This window comes from Leifsonia sp. C5G2 (assembly GCF_013359685.1).
Taxonomy (GTDB): Bacteria; Actinomycetota; Actinomycetes; order Actinomycetales; family Microbacteriaceae; genus Leifsonia.
This window is the reverse complement of sequence record NZ_JABFMV010000002.1, coordinates 359,628-383,787: the sequence shown is the minus strand read 5'-3', so window position 1 is coordinate 383,787 and position 24,160 is coordinate 359,628. Positions and strand designations below refer to the sequence as shown.

Sequence of the window (24,160 nt, the reverse complement as noted above, 5' to 3'; positions counted from 1 at the left end):
GTGCGCTACCGACTGGCGGTCATCGCCGGCCGCCTCGCCCGCTGGCTTCTGCGCCTGCGGGGAGGCGGCTCCGCGGTGCCGGGCCGCGTCGCGCTCGCGATCGCCCCGAAGTTCCTGGAGCGTGCGGTCAGCCGGCTGCCCCTCGGCGTCGTGTTCGTGTCCGGCTCGAACGGCAAGTCCACGACGACCAACATGCTCACTGCCATCTTGCGGGAGCACGGGCTGGACGTCTTCACCAACCCGTCCGGCGGCAACCTGCCGCAGGGCATCGCGTCCGCGCTGCTCGCCGATGTGCCGCTCGACGGCTACGTGCGCGGCGACGTCGGCGTCATCGAGGTGGACGAGGCCTACGGCGTCGACCTCGCGCGCGTGCTGAAGCCGCGCGGCTCGCTGCTGCTCAACGTCCAGATCGACCAGCTGAACCGCTTCTTCGAGCCGACCCGCGTCATCGGGATGCTGCGCTCGATCGCGGATGGCTCGTCCGAGTTCGTCGTGGTGAACGCCGACGACGACAGCCTCGCCCGCGTCGGTGCGGAGCTGGCGGCGCAGGGGCGCGACGTGAGCACGTTCGCGGTCGCGCCGTCCATCATCGAGGCGTCGCCGAACGGGCTGGCCAACGTCAAGGACCTGACGGGTGCCGCGGCGGGGGCGCTCCCCATCCCGTCGGTGTTCGTCAGCAAGCTGGAGGTGCAGAGCGCCCAGCTGACGATCGGCGGCGAGAACGTGCGCATCGGGCTGCCCGCGCGCGGCCTGCACTACGCGGTGGATGCCGCCGGCGCGACCGCGATGGCGCGTCGCCTGCTCGGTGACCGGTTCCAGCCGAACGCCGTCGTCGCCGCCATGGCGGCGCTGCGCACGGTCTACGGACGCGGAGAGACGCTGAAGGTCGGCGACGAGGACGTCGAGATCATCATGATGAAGAATCCGCCGAGCCTGCAGCTCAATCTTGATTACCTGAGCGAGTCGCCGGAGCAGGTGTTCGTCTCGGTCGATGAGGGCACGCCCGACCCGTCGTGGATCTACGACATCGACCTGTCGAAGCTGAGCCACGTGGATGTGATCTCCGGCACGAAGGCCTGGCAGTTCGCCACCCGCTTCGCCTACGCGGGTATCGATGTCGACCAGGTCGTGCCCGAGCTGAAGCCGGCGCTGCAGGCTTTCCTCGCGCTGCCGAAGCCGTCGCGCGGCACGAAGACCATGATCGTCAACTACGAGCAGATGATGCTGATCCGCAAGCAGCTGGGCTTCCTCGACCTGGAGGGCGGCGAGCGATGACCGTGCTGCGCATCCTGCACCTGTACCCGTCGGAGCTGGGCATCAATGGCGACGCGGGAAACGTGCTCGCCCTCGCCGAGCGCGCCCGCTGGCGCGGCGTCGATGTGGAGACGGTCAGGCACGCGCCGGGCGCCGAGCTGCCGCCGAGCGCGGACATCGTGCACATCGGCTCGGGGCCGCTGTCAGGTCAGCGCGCGGTGCACCAGGACGTACTGCGCATCGCGCCGAAACTGCGCGAGTGGCGCGATGCCGGCGTCCCGATCCTCGCGATCGCGGGAGGCTGGCAGCTGCTCGGCACGGAGCTCGAGACCGCAGAGGGCGAGGTGCTCGCCGGGGCCGCGGTGTTCCCGACGCGCGCCGCACTCGGCCCGAAGCGCCACGTCGGCGAGGTCGTGGCCCGGCTGGCCGACGGCACCGCCATCGCCGGCTTCGAGAACCACTCCGCCCGCACCGTGCTCGAGGGTGCGGAGCCGCTCGCCCGTATCGTGAGCGGGACGGGCAACGACGGCTCGACCGAGGGCGTGGTGGTCGGAGCGTCGATCGGCACGCACCTGCACGGGCCGCTGCTGCCGATGAACCCGGTGCTCGCCGACCGCCTGCTCTCGACCGCCCTCCGCGCCGAACTGCCGCCGGTGCCGCAGACGGAGCGCGTCGACCGCTACGCCACGAACGCGCGCCGAGCCATCGCCGACCGCCTCAGCGTCTCCCTCTAGCAGTCATCAGCTCCTGAGTTCTTCGACCCCGCACCGGCGTGTCGGGTCGAAGAACTCAGGAGCTGATGGCTTCGGGGGTCAGTTGATGTAGACACGGGGGACGCGGGCGGAGACGCCGGTGACCATCTCGTCGGCGATCGTCTCGGCCCAGTCGGCGTACTGCTCGGCGGTCGGCTCGCCGGCGGTGCCCGGGCCGAACAGGATGGCGGTGTCGCCCACCTCGACGCGGTGCGGGCCCGCATCGACGAGCATCCCGTCCACCTCGACGGAGATCACCGGGCAGCGCCGGCCGTTCAGCTGCACGGAGGTCTTCGCGATCCCCAGCGTGGGGACGCCGTCGCCGTACCCGATGCCGAGCCGGACGTGCGTGGTGCCGCCCACGTGCACCTCGGTGACCGGAGCCTCCAGCCGCATCACCGGGATGAGGCCGAGCTCGGCGCCCGTCGAGTCGTCGAACGGGGAGAAGCCGTAGGCGGCGATCCCGAACCGGACGAAGTCGAAGCGCGCCTCGGGCATCCGGATGCCGGCGGAGCTCGCGGCCAGGTGCAGCACCTCGAAGCGGGCGCCCAGCGACTCCGCCTCGGCGACCGCATCCCGGAACTCGGCGAGGGCCGCCTCGTCGTCCGCGATGGACGCGTCGGCCAGGTGCGACCAGGCCGCCCGGATGCGGAGCACCCCGCGCTCCTGCAGTTCCAGCGCCGTGCGGATCAGCCCCGGCCAGTCCTCGCGGGTCGCGCCGTTGCGGCTGAGTCCGGTGTCGACCTTGAGGTGCACGACGGCGGGACGGTCGGCGCCGGCCACGGCTATCGCCTCCAGCTGCCACACGGCGGAGATGCCGAGTTCGATATCGGCCTCGATGCCCGCGCGCCAGTCGGTGTCCTGCCCGTGCAGCCAGGCCAGGATCGGGACGTCGATGCCGACGCTCCGCAGGATCAGCCCGGCGGGGATCTCGAGCACGGCGAACGAGGTCGCCCCGGCGTCGAGTCCGGCGTCGGCGATCGGCAGCAGCCCGTGGCCGTAGGCATCCGCCTTCACCGCGAGCATGGTCTGCGCGGGTGCGATGAGCCCGGTCAGGTGCGCGACGTTGTGCCGGAGCGCCGCGAGGTCGATGACGGCGCGGGGGAGCGGCTCGGCGATGGCATCCACGATGGTCATGCGGGCGTCCTCACTCGCTGTACGTCCTCTCGATACGGCGCCCGAGCCGGCTGGTGATGACCGACGCCGCGACCCCGAGCGCGTCGGCCCAGTCGAGCACGGTCGGCTCGCCCAGCGCGGCATCCCCGAACAGGATGACCGCGTCGCCGGGCTCCGCTGTGTCGTCGCCGATGTCGACGACGAACTGGTCCATGGCGATGCGGCCGGTGATCCGGCCGGTGGTCCGCCCGACCCTGACGGGGGCTTTGTTCGAGGCCACCCGGAGGATGCCGTCGGCGTAGCCGAGCGCGACGAGCACGAGCGTGCTCGGCCGTTCGGTGCGATACGTGTAGCCGTAGGAGACGCCGCGGTGGGCGGGGACGCGCTTGACCGCGATCACCTCGCCCTCCAGGCGCATCGCCGGAGCGGACGGCCGCGCCGGGTCGAGCCCGAGCAGCTCCGGACCGAGCAGCACCCGATCGTGGAGGGCGGACTCCGCCTGCCCGGCGACCGTCACGTCGACCGGCAGCCCCTCGTCGGCGACGGCGGCCGCATCCTCCACCCGGGAGACGACGAAACCGCCGACCCCCGCATCCGTCAGCGTACGAGCGACGGGGATCAACCCGTGTCCGTACGCGTCGGCGCGGAGATCGGCGGCGCAGTCGGGGAGCGGTGTCGCGAGCGAGGCGACGGTCGAACGGATGACGGAGAGGTCGATGTGGGCGCGCCTGCGCACGCCGGTCCTGATCGTCATCGCCCGGTCGGACTCGCTGTTCGCGACGGCCGCGTTAAGCGCGCTGCTCTTCGAACAGGCGAGCGGTCTCGTCGTGCCAGCTGTGGGCGATCTGCGAGAGCTTCTCCTGGTGCTTCTTGCCGTGGTGGGCACAGAACAGGAGCTCGCCGTTGTTCACGACGACGCGGATGTACGCCTGCGCGCCGCAGCTGTCGCAACGGTCCGCGGCCGTCAGTTGCGGCCCCGATGCGAGCTCGTCAACCGCCCCGTTCTCCGAGGTGAGTGTCGACATGTGATGCTCCTTCCGTCGCAACCGGTGAACTCGGTACGTCTATAGAACCACGGATGTTCGGCAATCAGGCGCGCATTGGCTGCTATTTCGCTCAACGCGTAGCCTCCCGGGCGCACCCGTGTCGTGGCGTAGGCTCCACCGCCCGGCGCTTAGGCTGGAGGGGCACATGCGCCCGGACCCGCGGTGGGCGCATCGATCCACAAGGAGCGCTCGTGGCGAGTTCGGACTATTCGGCCAGGCACCTCTCGGTGCTCGAGGGGCTGGAGGCCGTCCGCAAGCGTCCCGGCATGTACATCGGCTCCACCGACTCCCGTGGTCTGATGCACTGCCTCTGGGAGATCATCGACAACTCCGTCGACGAGGCGCTGGCCGGATACGGGTCGGACATCGAGGTCATCCTGCACCCGGACGACAGCGTGGAGGTGCGCGACCAGGCGCGCGGCATCCCGGTCGACATCGAGCCGAAGACCGGACTCTCGGGTGTCGAGGTCGTCTTCACCAAGCTCCACGCGGGCGGCAAGTTCGGCAGCGGCTCGTACGCCGCCTCCGGCGGCCTGCACGGCGTCGGCGCCTCGGTCGTCAACGCGCTGTCCGAGCGCCTCGACGTGGAGGTGGACCGCGACGGCAAGACCTACGCGATGTCCTTCCACCGCGGCGAGCCCGGCGTCTTCGACGACAAGGGCGGCGAGGCGAGCCCCGACAGCCCGTTCGCGCCGTTCGTCAGCGGAAGCGAGCTGCGCGTCGTCGGCAAGGTCAAGAGGGGCGTCACCGGAACCCGTATCCGCTACTGGGCCGACCGGCAGATCTTCACGAAGGGCGCGGAGTTCTCCACCGACGACCTGATCGGACGTGCGCGGCAGACCGCGTTCCTCGTGCCGGGGCTGTCGCTGTCGATCGACGACAAGCGTCCGGCGGCCGGCGGCGCAGAGCCCGCGGGACGCACCACCTTCCGGTACGAGGGCGGCATCTCCGAGTTCGTCGACTTCCTCGCGCCGGACAGCCCGATCACCGAGACTTGGCGCCTGACTGGCGAGGGGCACTTCACCGAGACCGTCCCCGTGCTGTCGGAGACCGGAGCGATGGTGCCCACCGAGTTGAAGCGCGACTGCCAGGTCGACATCGCGCTGCGCTGGGGCACCGGATACGACACGGTGATGAAGAGCTTCGTCAACATCATCGCGACGCCGAAGGGCGGCAGCCACCAGGCCGGATTCGACCAGGGGATGCTCAAGTTCCTGCGCCAGCAGGTGGAGCTGAACGCGCGCCGGCTCAAGGCGGGCAACGACAAGCTGGAGAAGGACGACGTGATGGCCGGCCTCACCGCCGTGCTGACCGTCCGCCTCCCGGAGCCGCAGTTCGAGGGCCAGACCAAGGAGATCCTCGGCACCCCCGCGGTGCGCGCGATCGTCGCGAACGTGGTGCAGAAGGCGATGTCGGAGCGGTTCGGCTCGTCGAAGCGCGACGACAAGGCGCAGTCGGCGCTCGTGCTCGACAAGGTCGTGGCCGAGATGAAGTCGCGCATCTCCGCGCGCGCCCACAAGGAGACGCAGCGCCGCAAGAACGCGCTCGAGACCTCGTCGCTTCCGGCGAAGCTGGTCGACTGCCGCTCCAACGACGTCGCCAACAGCGAGCTGTTCATCGTCGAGGGCGACTCGGCGCTCGGCACGGCCCGTCGCGCGCGGGACAGCGAGTACCAGGCGTTGCTGCCGATCCGCGGAAAGATCCTCAACGTGCAGAAGGCGTCCATCTCGGACATGCTGTCGAACGCGGAGTGCGCGGCCATCATCCAGGTCATCGGCGCGGGATCGGGGCGCAGCTTCGACCTATCGACGGCACGCTACGGCAAGGTCATCATCATGTCGGACGCGGACGTCGACGGCGCCCACATCCGGACGCTGCTGCTCACCCTGTTCTTCCGGTACATGCGGCCGATGATCGAGGAGGGGCGCGTGTTCGCGGCCGTCCCGCCGCTGCACCGCGTGGTCGTGGTGAACCCGGGGTCGAAGCCGAACGAGACGATCTACACCTACTCGGAGGCCGAGCTGCACGCGGTGCTCGCCGACCTGAAGAAGCGCGGCAAGAAGTACCAGGAGCCGATCCAGCGCTACAAGGGACTCGGCGAGATGGATGCGGACCAGTTGGCGACCACGACGATGGACCGCGCCCACCGCACCCTGCGCCGGGTGCGTGTCTCGGACGCCGAGTCGGCCAACCGCGTCTTCGAGCTCCTCATGGGCAACGACGTGGCCCCGCGCAAGGAGTTCATCATCGCCGGCGCCGACGACCTCTCGCGCGCCCGCATCGACGCCTGACCCAAGCCAACAGCTCCGGAGTTTTTCGACCGAATCGCGGCGATTTGGTCGAAAAACTCCGGAGCTGGCGGCTGGGGAGTCGGGGGAGAGGCGGGCGGTCAGCGGATCTGGCGGCCGAGGGAGCCGACGACCGTGTCGAGCGGGGTGCCGGAGCCGTCTCGGCGTGAGCCGCCCTCCGGGAGGCTGCGCGCGACGCCGTCGGGGGCGACCGCGAGCGCGGGCCCGCGGCCGGCCCAGGCCAGCACCAGCTCGCTCTCTCCCTTGAGGAAGCGCTGGGCGCGTACGCCGCCGGTGGCGCGTCCCTTCGCCGGGTACTCGGCGTAGTCGCTGACCTTCGCAGTGCCGGGGTCGGCGCCCGGCAGGGTCGCATCGCTCGCCGCGATGGTCGCGACGACCGCCTGCTCGGCGTCGTCCGCGGCGACCGCGCCGAAGAAGATGACCCGCGCGCCGGCACCGAGGTTGATGCCGGCCATGCCGCCCGCCGCCCGGCCCTGCGGCCGCACGGACGACGCCGCGAAGCGCAGCAGCTGCGCGTCGCTCGCGACGAACACCAGCTCGTCGTCGTCGGTGACGGTCGTCGCGCCGACGACCTCGTCGCCGTCCTTCAGGCCGATGATCTCGAACTCCGGCTTGTTGGCCCAGTCGCCGGCCGCGACGCGCTTCACGACGCCCTGCTTGGTGCCGAGGGCGATCGTCCGCTCGGTGTCGGTGAGGGAGGCGAGCGCCAGGATGCGCTCCTTCTTGTCCGCGAGCGCCAGGTAGTCGCCGATCTTCACGCCGGCGCCGAGCTGGATGGAGTTGGCCGGCACGCCCGGCAGGTCGACGGGCGAGAAGCGGATGAGCCGGCCGCGGTTCGTGATCGCGCCGATCTCGCTGCGGCTGGTCGTGTCCAGCTGCGACAGGATCGCGTCGTGCTTGCTGCGGCGCGCCGGCGGCTGGATGCGGTCGAGGCCCTGCTCCTCCGTCGCACCCGCGTCGACGCGCAGGATGCGGCCGGTCGTCGACAGGTACACGCGGGTCGGCACGTCGGCGACCTCCAGCTGCACCGTCGCGGCCTTGCTGCGCGACGCCCCGGCGATGGAAGGCTTGGCCTCGGTGAGCAGCGTGCGGCGCGGCGTTCCGAAGGTCGTGGCCACGCGCTCCAGCTCGTCGGAGACGAGGTCGTTGATGCGCTGCTGCGAGGCGAGGATCGCCTCCAGCTCCTCGATCTCGGCGCGCAGCTGGTCGCGCTCGGTCTCCAGCTCGATGCGGCTGAACTTGGTCAGCCGGCGCAGGCGCAGCTCGAGGATGTAGTCGGCCTGCAGCGTGCTGAGGTCGAACACCTGCATGAGGCGTCCGCGTGCCTGCTCGGTGTCGTCGGAGGTGCGGATGACCTGGATGACCTCGTCGATGTCGAGGATCGCGATGAGCAGGCCCTCGACCAGGTGCAGGCGCTCTTTGCGGCGGGCCAGACGGAACCGGGAGCGCCGGGTGACCACGCTGATGCGGTGGTCGAGGTAGACCTGCAGCAGCTCGCGCAGGCCGAGGGTCTGCGGGCCGCCGGCGACCAGGGCGACGTTGTTGATGGAGAAGCCCTCTTCGAGCGGCGTGTGGCGGTAGAGCTGCTCCAGCACCGCTTCCGAACTGAAACCGGTCTTGATGCCGATGACCAGCCGGAGGCCGTGCTGCCGGTCGGAGAGGTCGGTGACGTCGGAGATGCCGTTGAGCTTCTTGCCGTTGACGCCGTCCTTGATCTTCTCGATGACCTTCTCGGGCCCGACGCCGTAGGGGAGCTCGGTGACCACGAGCCCGCTCTTGCGCGCGGTGATCGATTCGACGGACACCTTGGCGCGCATCCGGAAGCTGCCGCGGCCGGTCGCGTACGCGTCGCGCACGCCGGACAGGCCGGCGATGATGCCGCCGCTCGGCAGGTCGGGGCCGGGGACGTACGCCATCAGGTCGTCGAGGGTCGCGTCCGGGTTCTCCAGCAGGTGGCGGGCGGCGCCGACGACCTCGATCAGGTTGTGCGGCGCCATGTTCGTCGCCATGCCGACCGCGATGCCGCTGGCGCCGTTGACGAGCAGGTTCGGGAAGGCGGCGGGCAGCACGTCCGGCTGCATGAGCTGGTTGTCGTAGTTGGGGACGAAATCGACGACGTCCTCGTCGAGGTCCTCGGTCATGGCCAGCGCGGCCGCAGCGAGGCGCGCCTCGGTGTACCGGGCGGCGGCGGGGCCGTCGTCGAGGGAGCCGAAGTTGCCGTGGCCGTCGACCAGCGGGACGCGGAGGGTGAAGTCCTGCGCCATCCGCACCAGGGCGTCGTAGATGGCGCCGTCGCCGTGCGGGTGCAGCTTTCCCATGACCTCGCCGGTGACGCGGGCGGACTTCACGTGGCCGCGATCGGGCCGCAGGCCCATCTCGGTCATCATGTAGAGGATGCGGCGCTGCACCGGCTTCAGGCCGTCGCGCGCGTCCGGGAGGGCCCGGGAATAGATCACCGAGTAGGCGTACTCGAGGAACGAGCCCTCCATCTCGGTGGTGACGTCGACGTCTTCGATGCGCTCGGTCGTTCCGGCGGCGGGCTGGTCGTCTGCGGGGGTCATTCGTGCAATCTGTGCTGTGTGGCCTCTGGGGGAGGGGCGGGGGCCGGCGGAGCTGGCTGTGCCAGACTGGGCCGGATGCCCCCCATGCTACCGGCCGCGTTCTCCACCCGAGCGAGCCTCGCCACGGTTCTCCCGAGTTCGCTGGCCGCGCTGTCCGGGGACGCGAACGAGCTGTCCCTGCCGCGGATGGAGCACGTCGTCGTCATCCTGGTCGACGGCCTCGGTGCCGCCGCATTGCGGGCACGTTCCGGCCACGCCAGGACGCTCGCGCCGCTGCTCGGCAAGACGACCACGATCGACGCCGGCTTCCCGACGACGACCGCCGCCGCCCTCACCACCCTGACGACGGGCACGACGCCCGGCGTGCACGGGATGGTCGGCTACCGGGTGCGCGACGCGGCGGGTCGTCTCACGAACCAGCTGTCGGGCTGGGACGGCCGGATGGATCCCGCCACCTGGCAGCGCTCGCGCACGGTGTTCGAGCGTGCGGTCGAGCAGGGGGTGCGCGCCCGCGCGATCGGGCTGCCCAAGTTCGCCGGGTCGGGGTTCACGGAGGCGGTGCTGCGCGGCGCGGAGTTCGTCGGCGTCCAGTCGCTCGCGGAGCGGTTCGAGGTCGCGGCCGAGGTCGTCGCCTCCGCCGGGCCCGGGCTCACGTACCTCTACGTCGCCGAGCTCGACGCGCTCGCGCATGCCCGCGGCTGGGAGTCACCGGCCTGGACCGCCGCCCTGGAGACGCTGGACGCGCTGGTCGCCGGCTTCGCCCGCCGGCTGGGCCCGGGCCGCGGCGCGCTGCTGACCGCGGACCACGGTGTGGTGGATGTGCCCGAGAGCGGCCACATCCTCTACGACACCGCGCCGGAGCTGCTGGAGGGCGTGGCGGAGATCGCCGGCGAGCCGCGGATGCTGCACGTCTACACCGAGACGGGAGAGGCGGAGGCTGTCGCCCGGCGCTGGCGGGACGCCGAAGGGGACCGCTCGTGGGTGGCCACCCGCGAGGAGGCGGCGGAGGCCGGCTGGTTCGGAGCAGCCGTCGATCCGGAGGTCGCGCCGCGGATCGGCGACGTGCTCGTCGCCGCCCGCAAGCGCATCGCCTACTACGACGGCCGCGACCCGCAGCGCACCGGGCGCAACATGGTCGGCCAGCACGGCTCGCTCACGCCGGAGGAGACCCGCGTCCCGCTACTGCGCTTCGGCGCCGCCGGCTGATCCCTGCGCGGGGTCAGGCCAGGTCGTCGTCCGTGCGGGCGCCGAAGACGATCTCGTCCCAGCTGGGCATGGAGGCGCGGCCCTTCTTGCGGGCCGAGGGCTGCGGGCCGGAGTCGTTCGTGGAGGCCGGGGTCGTCGATGACGAGGACGCAGGGGGAGCGGGCACATCCAGCGGCAGCGGCGGCTGCTCCACGACCGGGATGGGCTCCTCGACGACGCGGAACGCCGGCGGCAGAGGCTGCACGGGCGCGCTCGCCTCGGGCTCGGGCGCAGCGGGCTGGTCGTCGTAGCTCGCGGACTCGCGCTCGCCCCGGCGGCGGCGCAGCGCCTCCAGCAGGTCGGCGGTCTGGTGCAGGTCGCGCGGGGTGCCGTCGTCGGCGCGCTTCATCGCCGACACCGGGATGGAGTTGTTGGCACCCGGGATGCGCCCGGACGGCAGCGGCTCGATCGGCTGGGTGATCTCCGGGCCGAGCAGGTCGACGCTCGGCGCCGGGAACGTGAAGGCACCGCTGTCGAAGCGGGAGGTGTCCGGCTCGGTCTCGTGAGGCAGCACCGCGCGCAGCCGCGGGATGAGCGCCCCGCCGCGCAGCTCGCCCGCCTGCGAGAGCGTGGTGGCCTCGGAGTTGAGCGGCGCGAGCGCGTGCTTGCGCACGTCGTACGACCAGCGGGCGTCGTGGTCGATCGTGTCCGCTGTGAACTCCAGCTTAACGATCCAGCCCGTCTCGCTGTCCTTCCAGCTCGCCCAGCGCTCGCCCACGACGCCCAGCGATGCCAGCCGGTCGCGGATGACGGACCCGAAGGTCTCGCCCTCGCCCAGCGGGTCGACGGCGTCAGTGGTGTGCACGGGCACGCTGAGCGCGCTCGCGACGATGTGCTCGCGCTCGGCGAGGATGGGTCCCTCGAAGCGCTGGACGTACTCCAGGGGAGCGCCGGTGACCGCGGCGACGTCCTCCGCGGACATGCCGGACCGGATGTGCGCCTGCACTTCGCGCGGGGAGAGCTTGGGTGCCTCGGCGGACGTCTCCTGCCGCACCTGGCGCACCTTCGACTGCAACGCCTCGTCGACGGCGATGCGGAAACGCTCACCGTCGTCGCCGACGGCGACCAGCGCGCCGTTCTCGACCCCGATGACCTTCAGATCCTGCATGTGGATTGCCTTCCGAGCTCGTTCGTACCGGCCCAGAATGCCACGGGAGCACAGGCATTCCGGGGAATAGCGCGGGCGTGCCGGAAGTTGCACATCCAGCAATCGCTGAGAGGCTCCTGAACGGTTTTGCTATTCGGGGGCTATTGATGCAAACTATGGCCGCCGATTGCGAGAATCGGCCGTTACGACGAGAAGTGGATGGGCATGGCAACGGATTACGACGCACCGCGGAAGACCGAGGACGACTCCGAGTCGATCGAGGCCCTCAAGGAGCGTGTCCCGGACAAGATGTCGGGGGTCGTCGACGTCGAAGATGCTGACAACCCCGGCGGATACGAGCTCCCCGGTGCCGACCTCTCCGACCTCGACCTCGATGTCGTGGTGCTGCCTCCCCAGGCGGACGAGTTCACCTGCGTGAACTGCTTCCTGGTGAAGCACCGCTCCCAGATCGACCACGAGACCAAGCTCGGGCCGATCTGCGTGGAGTGCGCCGCCTGACGACAGGTCGACTAGGAAGCGAGGCGAGCCTCATCGAGAACCCGGACCAGCTGGTCCGGGTTTCTTGTCGAGAGGAGCCAGTAGGGGGCCGGGTCGTCGGTATCCAGGACCGGCACCTTCACGACCGGCTTGATCCAGCCGCGGATGAGCAGCCAGGCCCGCGCGTCGAGGCGCCGTCCGCGCTCCAGCACGGCGTCTTCGCCGCGGTAAGCGGTCGGCTCGCCGGTGAGCGCGAGCGGGATGCGGGCGCTGCCGGCGACCAGCTCGTCCTTCGTCACGCGGACGGTCGGGGCCGTGGCGACCAGGAAGACGGCCCAGGCGGCGTAGATCGCGATCGCGAGCACGATGCCGATCGTGAGGTTGATCGGGGCGAACACGAGCATCACGGCAGGGATGACGAGCAACGTGGAGATGAACAGCCAGGGGGTCGCCCACAGCCGTTCGCGGTAGAGGTCCATGCCCCCTATTCGATCAGACTTCTGCACTAGCCTCGACACGTGACCGATACCGTCGACATCCCCATCATCGCCACGTTCCCGCCCGCCTACGCGCACCCGGGCGACGCCGGCGCCGACCTGTCGGCGGCCGAGGCGGTCACGCTGGGCCCGGGGGAGCGGTTCACGATGCCGACCGGCGTGTCGATCGCCCTCCCCGAGGGGTATGCGGCGTTCGTCGTCCCGCGCAGCGGCCTGGCCATGCGCCACGGCCTGACCATCGTCAACGCGCCGGGCACGGTGGACGCCGGGTACCGCGGCGAGATCCGGGTGACCCTCCTCAACACGGACAGGTCGATGCCGTACGATATCGCCGTCGGCGACCGGATCGCCCAGCTGATCGTCATGCCGGTCACGCGAGCCCGGTTCATCCCCGTCGACACCCTCCCGGACAGCCACCGCGGCACCGCGGGCTTCGGCTCGTCCGGGTACACCGTGACCGAGGCAGGAGAACACGCGTGAGCGACACCAGCGACACCCCTCGCGGGGCCGACCGGGGCGCCGAGCTCGAGCAGCAGACGGCCGAGGCCGAGGAGTTCGAGAAGTCGGCGCCGGAGGACCGCGCCACCGAGGGGCCGCTCGACGAGAGCGAGGCGAACCCGGTTCGCCCGTACGTCGACCTGGGCGGCGTGAAGATCCTCCCGCGCGAGGGCCTGCACCTGCGCCTGGAGGTCGAGGAGGAGTCGCAGCGCGTCGTCGCCGTCGGCCTCGACTACGCCAACTCGACGCTGCAGGTGCAGCCGTTCGCCGCGCCGCGGTCGAGCGGGCTGTGGCACGAGATCCGCGATCAGATCACCGATCAGATCCAGCGCCAGGGCGGCCGGGTGTCGGAGCGCGACGGCGCGTTCGGGCCGGAACTGGTGGCCGAGATCCCCGTCGCGGCGGAGCCGAACGGCGCGGTCGAGACGCGGGTCGCGCGCTTCGTCGGCGTCGACGGACCCCGCTGGTTCCTCCGCGGTGTGATCGCGGGCGACGCGGCGGTGAAGCCGGAGGCCGCGGCGCTGGTCGAAGACCTCTTCCGCAGCATCGTGGTCGTGCGCGGCTCGGTGCCCATGCCCCCGCGCGACCTCATCCCACTGCGCATGCCGACCGCTCCGACGGCCGGCAACGAGAACGACTACTCCTCTCTTTAAGGCGTCACCATGACCGATCAGGACCGGCCGGACCCGACGACCGGCGGACCGCAGAGCGGCACGCCCGCGGCGGACGAGCCCATGCCGGGCGAGCCCACGACGGACGGCGCGCCGCGCCTCGGCGACAGCATCGCCGCGGCCGCGCGCCGCTCCGGCCTCGGGCAGCTGACCGAGGCGGACACCTCGACCGGCGCGGCCCTGCTCGGTGCACTCGGCGGCATCCGCGGCCTGTGCGAGACGATCCTGCCCGGGCTCGTGTTCCTCGTGCTCTTCACCTTCACGCAGAACGTGCCGCTCTCGATCGTCGCCTCCGTGGCGGTCGCTGCGGTCTTCACGGTCGTCCGCATCGTCGGCAAGACGCCGGTCACTCAGGCCATGGCGGGGCTGATCGGCGTGGGCATCTCCGCGATCCTGGCGCTCATCACCGGCCGCGGGGAGGACAACTTCCTCCTCGGGATCTGGACCAACGCCGCGTACGCCGCTGCCATCCTGATCTCCATGCTCGTGCGGTGGCCGGTCATCGGCCTGGCCGCCGGGTACCTGATGGGCGACGGCGTGGCCTGGCGCAAGGACAAGCGGAAGTTCCGCGTGATGCAGGCGCTGACCTTCCTCTGGTTCCTCCTGTTCGCCGCTCGGCTGGTCGTGCAGGTGCCGCTGTACCTCGCGCACACGGACGCCGCCACCAGCGCGCTGGCGCTCACGAAGCTCCTGATGGGCGTGCCGCTCTATGCGCCGCTCCTGCTGGTGACCTGGTTCGTGGTGAAGGGACAGTTCCCGCAGAAGCCCGCCGAGGGCGCCCGACGGACCACGTCGGCGGGGTAGAGCGGGCGTACGAGGGGGACGGATGCCGGAGGTGGGGACGCGCGACGGGCTGACCGCCGCTGAGGTGGCCAGGCGTGTCGCGGACGGCCGCGTCAACACCCAGACCCAGCCGAGCTCGCGGTCGCTGGGCGACATCCTCCGCGAGAACATCTTCACGCTGTTCAACGGCATCCTCACCGCCTGCTTCGTCGCGGTCCTGCTGCTGGGCGACCTGCGCGACGGGTTCTTCTTCGGCATCGTCGTCGTCAACGCGCTCATCGGGATCGTGCAGGAGTACCGCGCGAAGCGCGTGCTCGACCGCGCCGCGCTGCTCGCCGCACCGCACAGCCGCGTGCGCCGCGACGGCCAGGCCGTGACGGTGGCGCTCGAAGACGTGGTGATCGACGACCTGCTCGTGCTGCGGCCGGGCGACCAGATCCCCGCCGATGCCGTCGTGGTGGAGAGCACCGGGCTGTCCCTCGACGAGTCGATGCTGACCGGGGAGTCCGACCCGGTGTTCAAGGACGAGGACGCGCTGCTCCTCTCCGGCTCGCACGTCGTGACGGGCACTGGGCTCGCGCTGGTCACCGCAGTGGGTGCCGACTCGTACGCCAGCCGGCTGACGAGCGAGATCCGCAAGCACTCGCTCGTGCGGTCGGAGCTGCGGGAGGCGACCAACCGCATCCTGGTCTACCTCTCGTGGGTGCTCGGCCCGCTCATCCTGGTGACGCTCGTCGGCCGGGTGCTCACCTACGGCGGGTTCTCCGAGGTGTTCGTCGACGACCGCTGGCGGCGCGCGCTGCTCGACGCGGTCGCGGCGGTGGTCGGCATGATCCCGGAGGGACTCGTGCTACTGACCAGCCTCGCCTTCGGGGTGGCGGCCATCCAGCTCGCCTCGCGCAAGGTGCTGGTGCAGGAGCTCGCCGCCGTCGAGGTGCTCGCCCGCGTCGACGTGCTGTGCCTCGACAAGACCGGGACGCTGACCACCGGCGAACTCGACCTGCACGGCATCGAGCCGCTGTGCGCGCCGGCGGGGGAGGAGCTCGCCGAGATCGCTCTCGCGGCGTTCGGGTCGGACGAGGCTGGGAACGCGACCTCGGGCATCCTCGGCTCGACGTTCCGCAGCGACCGCTTCCACGTGAGCCGCCGCATCCCGTTCTCCTCCGCCACCAAGTACAGCGCCCTGACGATGACCGTCGACGGCGAGGAGAGCTCCTGGGTGCTCGGCGCGCCGGAGCGAGTACTGGAGGCGCACCCCGAACAGCTCGCTCGGGCCACGGAGCTCGCCGCGAGCGGCCTGCGGACCCTGGCGCTCGCCCGCGCGATCGACCCGCTGCCCGCTGAGGTGCACACGCCGCTCGCCGGGACGCGCGTCGAGCCGGCCGAGCTCGTGCTGCTCGCCGAGACCCTCCGCCCGGAGGCGCGCGACACGCTCGGCTACTTCCGGGAGCAGGCGGTGCGGGTCGTCGTCATGTCCGGCGACAATCCGGTCACCGTCGCGGCCATCGCGCGGGAGCTGCAGTTGGAGGGCGAAGCGGTGGACGCGTCCACCCTGCACACCGACGAGCAGCTGGCCGACGCGCTGGAGACCGCGAGCGTGCTGGGCCGGGTGAGCCCGGACCAGAAGCGCGCGGCCGTGCGGCTGCTCCAGGAGCGCGGCAGGACGGTCGCGATGACCGGCGACGGCGTGAACGACGCGATGGCGGTGAAGGACGCCGACCTCGGGATCGCGATGGGCACCGGAACCGCGGCGACCAAGGCGGTCTCGCGCGTCGTGCTGCTCGACGACCGGTTCGACCGGCTTCCGGACGTGCTCGCATCCGGGCGGCGGGTCATCGCCAACGTGGAGCGTGTCTCGAACATCTTCCTGGCGAAGACGACCTACGGCATCCTGCTCGCCCTGGTGAGCGCCGTCGTGCTGTGGCCGTTCCCGTTCCTGCCGCGGCAGCTGACGCTCGTTTCGACGCTCGCCATCGGCATCCCGTCGTTCTTCCTGGCGCTCGCGCCCAACAAGCGCATCTACACGCCGGGGGTGCTCGGCCGCATCCTGCGCTACTCCGTGCCGACCGGCCTCATCGCCGGGGTGACCGCGATCGTCGCCTACGCGCCGCTCTACCACAGCGTCCCGCTGCACGAGGCGCGCAGTGTCACCACGGTCGCGTTGTTCTGCGTCTCGCTGTGGATCCTGTGCGTGCTCACCCGGCCGCTGACGGGAGCGCGCTGGCTGCTGCTCGCGGCGGTGGCCGCGGCGTTCGTGCTGGTGTGCGTCATCCCGTTCACCGCGTCCTTCTTCGAGATGCACGTCGCACTGGATGCCGCACTCGCCTGGGGTGTGCTCGTCGGGGCCGCCGGGGCGGTGGGCGTGGAGCTGTTCTACCGGTTCGCCAAGCGGCGCGGCCTGGTCTTCGACCGCCTCTGAGCGTGGTAGATTTATCTCGACGTCAAGATACTTTCCGTTCACGGTGAATTAGGCTTACCTTGCTGGAAAGGCGCTTCGACGGACGACGAAGATGGACGAGGCGTGCGTGGACATCGCCTGCCGACGAAGGAGAGGGCATTGTGGCTGCTGTGAACAGCTTCGGCGCGAAAAGGGCGCTGACCGTCGGGGATCGTGACTACACGATCTTCGGAATCGACACCGTCGAGGGGTACCAGCGACTGCCGTTCAGCCTCAAGGTGCTGCTCGAGAACCTGCTGCGCACCGAGGACGGCGCGAACATCACCGCCGACCACATCCGTGCGCTCGGCGGCTGGGACCCGACGGCCGAGCCGGACACCGAGATCCAGTACACGCCGGCGCGCGTGATCATGCAGGACTTCACCGGCGTCCCCTGCATCGTCGACCTCGCGACCATGCGCGAGGCGGTCTCCGCCCTCGGCGGCGACCCCAAGAAGATCAACCCGCTCGCGCCGGCCGAGATGGTCATCGACCACTCCGTCATCGCCGACCTGTTCGGCACCGAGAACGCGCTGGAGCGGAACACGGACCTCGAGTACGAGCGCAACGGCGAGCGCTACCAGTTCCTCCGCTGGGGCCAGACCGCGTTCGACGACTTCAAGGTCGTCCCGCCAGGCACCGGCATCGTGCACCAGGTCAACATCGAGTACCTGGCGCGCGTCACCATGACCCGCGAGGTCGACGGCGAGCTTCTGGCCTACCCGGACACCTGCGTCGGCACCGACTCGCACACCACCATGGTCAACGGGCTCGGTGTGCTCGGCTGGGGCGTCGGCGGCATCGAGGCCGAGGCGGCCATGCTGGGCCAGCCGGTCTCCATGCTCATCCCGAAGGTCGTCGGCTTCAAGCTGACCGGCGCCATCCCGACCGGTGTGACCGCGACCGACGTCGTGCTCACCATCACGCAGATGCTGCGCAAGCACGGCGTGGTCGGCAAGTTCGTCGAGTTCTACGGCGCCGGCGTCGCCGAGGTCCCGCTCGCCAACCGCGCCACCATCGGCAACATGAGCCCGGAGTTCGGCTCCACCGCCGCCATGTTCCCGATCGACGACGTCACCCTCGACTACCTGCGCCTCACCGGCCGCAGCGAAGAGCAGGTGAAGCTCGTCGAGGAGTACTCCAAGGCGCAGAGCCTGTGGCACGACCCGGCGAACGAGCCGGTCTTCAGCGAATACCTCGAGCTCGACCTGTCGACGGTCGTCCCGTCGATCGCCGGCCCGAAGCGCCCGCAGGACCGCATCGAGCTCAGCCAGGCGAAGGACCAGTTCGAGAAGGACCTGGTGGACTACGCGGACGTCTCGCACGACCTGGTCGACCTGACCATCTCCGAGTCGTTCCCGGCGTCCGACCCGGGGGAGCTGCAGCCGGAGGACGACCGCAGCATCCACGTGCACACGCACCACAGCCACGCGCCGAAGGCCGCGTCCAACCCGACGCCGGTCACGCTGGCCGATCAGGACGAGTCGTTCGTGCTCGACCACGGTGCCGTCGCCATCGCGGCCATCACCTCGTGCACCAACACGTCGAACCCGTCGGTCATGCTCGCCGCCGGCCTCCTCGCCCGCAACGCGGCGAAGAAGGGCCTCAAGGCCAAGCCGTGGGTCAAGACCACGCTCGCCCCGGGCTCCAAGGTCGTCACCGACTACTACGAGAAGGCCGGCCTCACGCACGACCTGGAGGCCCTCGGCTTCTACACGGTCGGCTACGGCTGCACCACCTGCATCGGCAACTCGGGCCCGCTGCTCGACGAGATCTCCGAGGCGGTCAACCAGAACGACCTCGCCGTCACCGCGGTGCTCTCGGGCAACCGCAACTTCGAGGGCCGCATCAACCCCGACGTGAAGATGAACTACCTGGCGAGCCCGCCGCTGGTCATCGCCTACGCGCTCGCCGGTTCGATGAACTTCGACTTCGAGGTCGACCCGCTGGGTCAGGACTCCGAGGGCAACGACGTGTTCCTGAAGGACATCTGGCCGGACGCCGCCGAGGTGCAGGAGACCATCGACTCCTCCATCAACGAGGGCATGTTCGTGGACCAGTACTCCTCGGTCTTCGAGGGCGACGAGCGCTGGAAGTCGCTGCCCACCCCGACCGGCTCGGTGTTCGAGTGGGACGAGAAGTCCACCTACGTGCGGAAGCCCCCGTACTTCGACGGCATGACCCTCGAGACCACCCCGGTCACCGACATCGTCGGCGCCCGTGCGCTCGCGAAGCTGGGCGACTCGGTCACCACCGACCACATCTCGCCCGCCGGCTCCATCAAGGCGGACAGCCCGGCCGGCCGGTACCTGAACGAGCACGGCATCGACCGCAAGGACTTCAACTCCTACGGCTCGCGCCGCGGCAACCACGAGGTGATGATCCGCGGGACGTTCGCGAACATCCGCCTGAAGAACCAGCTCCTCGACGGGGTGGAGGGCGGCTACACCCGCGACTTCACCCAGCCCGACGCCCCGCAGTCGTTCATCTACGACGCCTCGCAGAACTACCAGGCTCAGGGCACCCCTCTGGTCATCCTCGGTGGCAAGGAGTACGGCTCCGGCTCGTCGCGCGACTGGGCGGCCAAGGGCACCAGCCTCCTCGGTGTCCGTGCGGTCATCACCGAGAGCTTCGAGCGCATCCACCGCTCGAACCTCATCGGCATGGGCGTCGTCCCGCTGCAGTTCCCGGCGGGCGAGTCGGCCGACTCGCTCGGCCTCGACGGCACCGAGGTCTTCTCGATCACGGGCCTCGAGCAGCTGAACGAGGGCACCACCCCGAAGACCGTGCACGTGGTCGCCGAGCCCAGCGAGCACTCGCCGGCCGGCAAGCAGACCGTGGAGTTCGACGCCGTGGTGCGGATCGACACCCCCGGTGAGGCGGACTACTACCGCAACGGCGGCATCCTGCAGTACGTGCTGCGCAGCCTCGTCTGAGCGGACCCTGCTGAACCCGAGCCCCCGGTCGTCGCGTCTGCGGCGGCCCGGGGGCTCAGTTCGTCCGGGCGAACTCGGGCCAGTCGGCGTAGAAGTCGTCGAGCGCCGGCGAGAGCGGCTCGTGCTCGACGAACCAGCGGCGGGCGGTGGGGCTGATGCTGTTGAGGACATCGCGCATCGCTCGCCGTTTGCCTCGCAGGTCGAGGGCGAAGACCGGTTCGTGGTGGGCGATGCGGTTGCGGAAGTCGGACACGATCGCAACTGATCGCGCGATCTGGTCGACTCGGACTCCTTGGCGGTTGGCGAACGCGTGCTGGAGGGCTTCCTCCCACAGCGCCTGCTTCCAGCGGTGCCGCTTCGATGGCAGCAGATTGCGCCACACACCCAACGTGATCTGAGCGATCACATCGTCGTGCGTCGGCCGCCGACGGCCCCGGACTGCTCTAGCGGCGTCGAGGCCGGCTCTGCGGAGGCGGTCGGCCGGGATCACGGATGCGAGGAGGCTTCCAGGCTCGAGCGCCCATTCGGTTGTTCCGTACACCGAAAGATTCCAGGTCCGCAGCTCCCGATCGAGCGCATTGCGGAGCATCACCTCGAAATAGTGGATCGCCGCATGGGCCACTCCGCTGATCTGAGCGTTGGCGCGATACAGCTCGAGCGCGCGCACCTCGTCGCCACCGCATCGCGCGCGGTACGTCGCGATGCGCGGTTCGCTGAAATAGGTCACGATCTCCGCCGTCATGCCGCGAGCGTAGTAATCTTCTGCTCAGGACGTCGGCAACACTAACGGCGTCACGCTCTCAGCGGCCCGGGTTCTCCCGGGCCGCTGTGTTTAACCCGGTGCTCTTGCGGACAGCATCCGGTCGGCCGGTCCGAAGTCAAGGGGAGGCCCGGAATGCGTCCTTCTGAGCCTCTCTTCATACGGGCGCGCCTAGACTCTGAGCATGGGCATCCTCGAGACGATCCACGGCCCCCGTGACCTCGACCGGCTGACCGAGCAGGAGCTCGTGCAGCTGGCCGCAGAGGTCCGGGCGTTCCTCGTCGCCAACGTTGCGAAGACGGGCGGTCACCTCGGACCCAACCTCGGCGTCGTCGAGACGACCATCGCCATCCACCGTGTGTTCGAATCGCCGCGCGACGCCATCGTGTTCGACACCGGCCACCAGTCGTACGTGCACAAGCTGCTCACCGGGCGTCAGGACTTCTCCAAGCTGCGGCAGCGCGGCGGCATGGCCGGCTACCCTCAGCGCTCGGAGTCGGAGCACGACATCGTCGAGAGCTCGCACGCCTCCTCGTCGCTCTCGTGGGCCGACGGCATCTCGCGCGCGTTCGAGCTGACCGGCCAGAAGGACCGGCACGTGATCGCGGTCGTCGGCGACGGCGCCCTCACCGGTGGCATGACGTGGGAGGCGCTCAACAACATCTCCGACGACAACAACCGCCGGCTCATCATCGTCGTCAACGACAACGGCCGCTCCTACGCCCCGACGATCGGCGGCATGGCGCGCTTCCTCAACACGGTCCGCACGCGGAAGAGCTACCGCAGCCTGTACCTCACGTCGCAGCGGGCGTTCGACAAGCTGGGCACGCCCGGCCGGTCGTTCTACCGCGGCGTGCGCGGCGGCCTCCACGGCTTCCTCAGCCGGTTCTCCAACAACGAGGCTCTGTACTCGAACCTCGACATCAAGTACATCGGCCCGGTCCACGGCCACGACATCGAGGCGATGGAGGAGGCGCTGCGTCAGGCGAAGAACTACGGCGCCCCGGTGATCGTCCACGCGATCACGCAGAAGGGCCGCGGCTATGAGCCGGCACTACGCGACGCGGCCGACCAGTTCCACTCCGTCGGGCAGATCGACCCCGAGACCGGTGAGCCGATGGAGGGGTCGAGCAAGCCGTCCTGGACCGGCGTCTTCGCCGACGAGATCGTCCGGCTGGCCGAGCAGAACCCGAAGATCGTCGGCATCACCGCGGCCATGCTGCGGCCGACCGGACTGCACAAGCTGGCCGAGCGGTTCCCCGAGCGGGTGCACGACGTCGGCATCGCCGAGCAGCACGCGGCGACCAGCGCGGCCGGCCTCGCCTTCGGTGGGCTGCATCCCGTCGTCGCCATCTACGCCACCTTCATGAACCGCGCGTTCGACCAGGTGCTGATGGATGTCGCCCTGCACAAGGCGGGGGTTACCTTCGTGCTCGACCGCGCCGGTGTGACCGGGCCCGACGGGCCGAGCCACCATGGCATCTGGGACCTCGCCATCCTCCAGGTCGTCCCCAACATCCGGCTGGCCGCGCCGCGCGACGGCACGCGGTTCCGGGAGGAGCTGGCGGAGGCCGTGGCGGTCGACGACGCGCCGACCGTGCTGCGCTTCCCGAAGGGGTCCGTGCAGCCCGACATCGACGCCGTGCGGCGCCTCGAGGACGGCGTGGACGTGCTGCGGGAGGGCGAGCGCAACGACGTGCTGCTCGTCACTGTCGGCCCGATGGCCGACCTCGGCCTGAAGGTCGCCGACCGGCTGGCCGCGCAGGGCATCGGCGCCACCGTGGTCGACCCGCGCTGGGTGGTCCCGGTGCCGAAGAGCATCCTGTCGCTGGCCGCGGAGCACCGCATCGTCGTCACCATCGAGGACGGCATTCGGGTCGGCGGCATCGGCACGCGCGTGCGGCAGGACCTCCGCGAGGCCGGAATCGACACGGCCGTCGACGAGCTCGGCCTGCCCGACGCGTTCATCGAGCACGCCTCCCGCGACCAGATCCTCGAGGACGCAGGCCTCACCCCGCAGAAGATCGCGCGCGACCTGGTGGCCCAGGTGCTCGGCAGCCGCGTCCCGATCGCGCGCCCGCTGCCCGACGACTCCGCGGTCCCCGACGACGCCCCGGCCCCGGTCAAGAAGCGCCGCGCCTGACCCCCGACATTCGTGCTGAATGTGCGCAATGGTGACGCCATTCCGGAGATTCGGCACGAATCTGCGGGCGGTTGACTTGGAGTGCGCTCGAAGTTCTACTGTGGCGGTATGACCGACACACGAACGGCGATGTCGATCTCCGACGTCGCCGAGCGGACCGGGCTCACCACCCACACGTTGCGCTACTACGAGCGGGAGGGGCTCATGCTCACCCCGGTCGGGCGGGCGTCGTCCACCCATCGCCGCTACACGGAGGCCGACGTCACCTGGGTGACGTTCCTCACCAAGCTGCGGTCGACCGCCATGCCGATCGCGACGATGCGCGAGTACGTCGTGCTCGCGCGGCAGGGCGACGGCACCCAGGCCGATCGGCTGGAGCTGCTGCTCCTGCACCGGATGGCCGTGGTGCGGCAGCTGGAGGAGATGACGGCGAGCCTGGCGGCCATCGACTACAAGATCGACCTGTACCGGCGCAACGTCGGCCTGGTCACGGAAGGGAACGACGCATGAAGAGGATCGCACTGGGAACCGAGAAGCTGGAGGTCTCGCAGCTGGGACTCGGCTGCATGGGGATGTCCGCGTTCTACACGGGAGCCGGGTCCGACGAGGCGGGCTCGATCCGCACCATCCACCGCGCGATGGACCTCGGCGTCACGTTCTTCGACACCGCCGAGATCTACGGCCCGTACGCGAACGAGGAGCTGCTGGCGAAGGCGTTCGCCGACGGCCGCCGCGACCGCGTCGTCATCGCGACGAAGTTCGGCACCATCCTGCACCGCGGGAACGGCGAGCGCGGCCTGGACGGCTCTGCTGAAAACGTGCGCCTCTCGGTCGAGGGGTCGCTGAAGCGGCTGCAGACCGACCACATCGACCTGTACTACCAGCACCGGATGGACCCGGGCACCCCGGTCGAGGAGACCGTCGGCGCGCTGAAGGAGCTGATCGAGGAGGGCAAGATCCGCCACTACGGTCTGTCCGAGGCCGCGCCCGAGACGATCCGCCGGGCGAACGCGGTGCACCCGGTGACCGCCATCCAGACCGAGTACTCGCTGTGGACGCGCGACCCGGAGGCCGAGGTGCTGCCGACCGTCCGCGAGCTCGGCATCGGCTTCGTGCCGTACTCGCCGCTCGGCCGCGGGTTCCTCACCGGCACCATCCGGTCGCTCGACCAGCTGTCGGAGGACGACTTCCGCCGCTTCAACCCGCGCTTCGAGGGCGACAACCTGGAGACCAACATCCGGATCGTGGAGCAGGTGGATGAGGTGGCGCGCGAGGCGGGAGCGGCGCCCGGCCAGGTGGCGCTCGCCTGGCTGCTGTCGAAGGGCGACGACATCGCCCCGATTCCGGGGACCACGAAGGTGGCGAACCTGGAGCAGAACGTCGCCGCGACCGACCTGGTGCTGACCGAGGACCAGCTGGCCCGGCTCGACGCCATCGCCGCGCCCGTCGGCGACCGGTACCCGGACATGTCCGGCGTCAACCGCTGACCCGCTGACACACCAACAGCTCCGGAGTTCTTCGAGCGATCAGACGCGATCGGCTCGAAGAACTCCGGAGCTGTTTGCTT

Annotated in this window: 20 protein-coding genes; 13 read left to right on the top strand and 7 right to left on the bottom strand. The window is 70.2% G+C overall.

What is annotated here, in order from left to right; translation table 11 throughout:
• Both HNO83_RS04630 and HNO83_RS04625 read left to right on the top strand, forming a co-directional pair.
• On the top strand, positions 1-1,275 hold the full coding sequence (locus HNO83_RS04630) for a MurT ligase domain-containing protein (RefSeq protein ID WP_175336323.1): 1,275 nt from the start codon (positions 1-3) through the stop codon (positions 1,273-1,275).
• Positions 1,272-1,988, top strand: coding sequence for a type 1 glutamine amidotransferase (locus HNO83_RS04625; RefSeq protein WP_175336322.1), 717 nt, complete (start codon positions 1,272-1,274; stop codon positions 1,986-1,988). Before HNO83_RS04630 ends, HNO83_RS04625 begins: the two co-directional genes overlap by 4 nt.
• Positions 1,989-2,066: 78 nt before the next feature.
• On the opposite strand, the gene alr is transcribed toward HNO83_RS04625, so the two are convergent.
• The 3 genes from alr to HNO83_RS04610 are packed head-to-tail and all read right to left on the bottom strand — an operon-like array spanning position 2,067 to position 4,147.
• The gene (alr, locus tag HNO83_RS04620; protein WP_175336321.1) at positions 2,067-3,143 is read right to left on the bottom strand and encodes an alanine racemase; all 1,077 of its coding nucleotides are present in this window, start codon (positions 3,141-3,143) and stop codon (positions 2,067-2,069) included.
• Positions 3,144-3,153: 10 nt separating this feature from the next.
• Positions 3,154-3,876: an alanine racemase gene (locus HNO83_RS04615; RefSeq protein ID WP_217498653.1), complete on the bottom strand. Its 723-nt coding sequence runs from the start codon at positions 3,874-3,876 to the stop codon at positions 3,154-3,156.
• A 34-nt stretch (positions 3,877-3,910) separates the two neighbouring features.
• On the bottom strand, positions 3,911-4,147 hold the full coding sequence (locus tag HNO83_RS04610) for a DUF7455 domain-containing protein (protein ID WP_018191296.1): 237 nt from the start codon (positions 4,145-4,147) through the stop codon (positions 3,911-3,913).
• A gap of 212 nt (positions 4,148-4,359) precedes the next feature.
• Between HNO83_RS04610 and HNO83_RS04605 the strand changes: the two genes are divergently transcribed.
• Positions 4,360-6,459 (top strand): DNA gyrase/topoisomerase IV subunit B, encoded by a 2,100-nt coding sequence (locus tag HNO83_RS04605; RefSeq protein ID WP_175336320.1) that lies wholly within the window; start codon positions 4,360-4,362, stop codon positions 6,457-6,459.
• Positions 6,460-6,557: 98 nt separating this feature from the next.
• Here HNO83_RS04605 and HNO83_RS04600 read toward each other — a convergent pair whose 3' ends face one another.
• Complete coding sequence (locus HNO83_RS04600) at positions 6,558-9,038, bottom strand: DNA gyrase/topoisomerase IV subunit A (RefSeq protein ID WP_175336319.1); 2,481 nt, start codon at positions 9,036-9,038, stop codon at positions 6,558-6,560.
• A gap of 84 nt (positions 9,039-9,122) precedes the next feature.
• Here HNO83_RS04600 and HNO83_RS04595 point away from each other — a divergent pair, with 84 nt between their 5' ends.
• Positions 9,123-10,244, top strand: coding sequence for an alkaline phosphatase family protein (locus HNO83_RS04595; protein WP_175336367.1), 1,122 nt, complete (start codon positions 9,123-9,125; stop codon positions 10,242-10,244).
• 13 nt (positions 10,245-10,257) lie between these two features.
• Here HNO83_RS04595 and sepH read toward each other — a convergent pair whose 3' ends face one another.
• Complete coding sequence (gene sepH / locus HNO83_RS04590; RefSeq protein ID WP_175336318.1) at positions 10,258-11,391, bottom strand: septation protein SepH; 1,134 nt, start codon at positions 11,389-11,391, stop codon at positions 10,258-10,260.
• Positions 11,392-11,595: 204 nt separating this feature from the next.
• Here sepH and HNO83_RS04585 point away from each other — a divergent pair, with 204 nt between their 5' ends.
• On the top strand, positions 11,596-11,889 hold the full coding sequence (locus HNO83_RS04585; protein ID WP_026307201.1) for a DUF4193 domain-containing protein: 294 nt from the start codon (positions 11,596-11,598) through the stop codon (positions 11,887-11,889).
• A gap of 11 nt (positions 11,890-11,900) precedes the next feature.
• Here the strand turns inward: HNO83_RS04585 and HNO83_RS04580 are convergent, their stop codons facing one another.
• The gene (locus HNO83_RS04580) at positions 11,901-12,347 is read right to left on the bottom strand and encodes a DUF3093 domain-containing protein (protein WP_175336317.1); all 447 of its coding nucleotides are present in this window, start codon (positions 12,345-12,347) and stop codon (positions 11,901-11,903) included.
• A 39-nt stretch (positions 12,348-12,386) separates the two neighbouring features.
• Here HNO83_RS04580 and dut point away from each other — a divergent pair, with 39 nt between their 5' ends.
• From dut to acnA, 5 genes are all read left to right on the top strand, one after another.
• Positions 12,387-12,845 carry a dUTP diphosphatase gene (dut, locus tag HNO83_RS04575; RefSeq protein ID WP_175336316.1) on the top strand — a complete coding sequence of 153 codons (459 nt, stop codon included), beginning with the start codon at positions 12,387-12,389 and terminating at the stop codon, positions 12,843-12,845.
• Positions 12,842-13,516: a DUF3710 domain-containing protein gene (locus HNO83_RS04570; RefSeq protein WP_175336315.1), complete on the top strand. Its 675-nt coding sequence runs from the start codon at positions 12,842-12,844 to the stop codon at positions 13,514-13,516. The genes dut and HNO83_RS04570 overlap by 4 nt, the downstream gene beginning before the upstream one ends.
• 9 nt (positions 13,517-13,525) lie before the next feature.
• Positions 13,526-14,338, top strand: coding sequence for a DUF3159 domain-containing protein (locus tag HNO83_RS04565; RefSeq protein WP_175336314.1), 813 nt, complete (start codon positions 13,526-13,528; stop codon positions 14,336-14,338).
• 22 nt (positions 14,339-14,360) lie between these two features.
• Complete coding sequence (locus HNO83_RS04560; protein ID WP_175336313.1) at positions 14,361-16,736, top strand: cation-translocating P-type ATPase; 2,376 nt, start codon at positions 14,361-14,363, stop codon at positions 16,734-16,736.
• A 140-nt stretch (positions 16,737-16,876) separates the two neighbouring features.
• On the top strand, positions 16,877-19,690 hold the full coding sequence (acnA, locus tag HNO83_RS04555) for an aconitate hydratase AcnA (protein WP_175336312.1): 2,814 nt from the start codon (positions 16,877-16,879) through the stop codon (positions 19,688-19,690).
• Between the two features lie 55 nt (positions 19,691-19,745).
• On the opposite strand, the gene HNO83_RS04550 is transcribed toward acnA, so the two are convergent.
• Positions 19,746-20,432, bottom strand: coding sequence for a hypothetical protein (locus HNO83_RS04550; RefSeq protein WP_175336311.1), 687 nt, complete (start codon positions 20,430-20,432; stop codon positions 19,746-19,748).
• Positions 20,433-20,634: 202 nt separating this feature from the next.
• Between HNO83_RS04550 and dxs the strand changes: the two genes are divergently transcribed.
• The 3 genes from dxs to HNO83_RS04535 all read left to right on the top strand — a co-directional run bounded on the left by dxs (position 20,635) and on the right by HNO83_RS04535 (position 24,080).
• Positions 20,635-22,593 carry a 1-deoxy-D-xylulose-5-phosphate synthase gene (gene dxs / locus HNO83_RS04545; RefSeq protein WP_175336310.1) on the top strand — a complete coding sequence of 653 codons (1,959 nt, stop codon included), beginning with the start codon at positions 20,635-20,637 and terminating at the stop codon, positions 22,591-22,593.
• A gap of 108 nt (positions 22,594-22,701) precedes the next feature.
• Positions 22,702-23,103, top strand: a complete 402-nt coding sequence (locus HNO83_RS04540) for a MerR family transcriptional regulator (RefSeq protein ID WP_175336309.1) — start codon at positions 22,702-22,704, stop codon at positions 23,101-23,103.
• A complete protein-coding gene (locus HNO83_RS04535; RefSeq protein ID WP_175336308.1) occupies positions 23,100-24,080 on the top strand; it encodes an aldo/keto reductase in 981 nt (326 codons plus the stop codon). Before HNO83_RS04540 ends, HNO83_RS04535 begins: the two co-directional genes overlap by 4 nt.
• Positions 24,081-24,160: the final 80 nt, after the last annotated feature.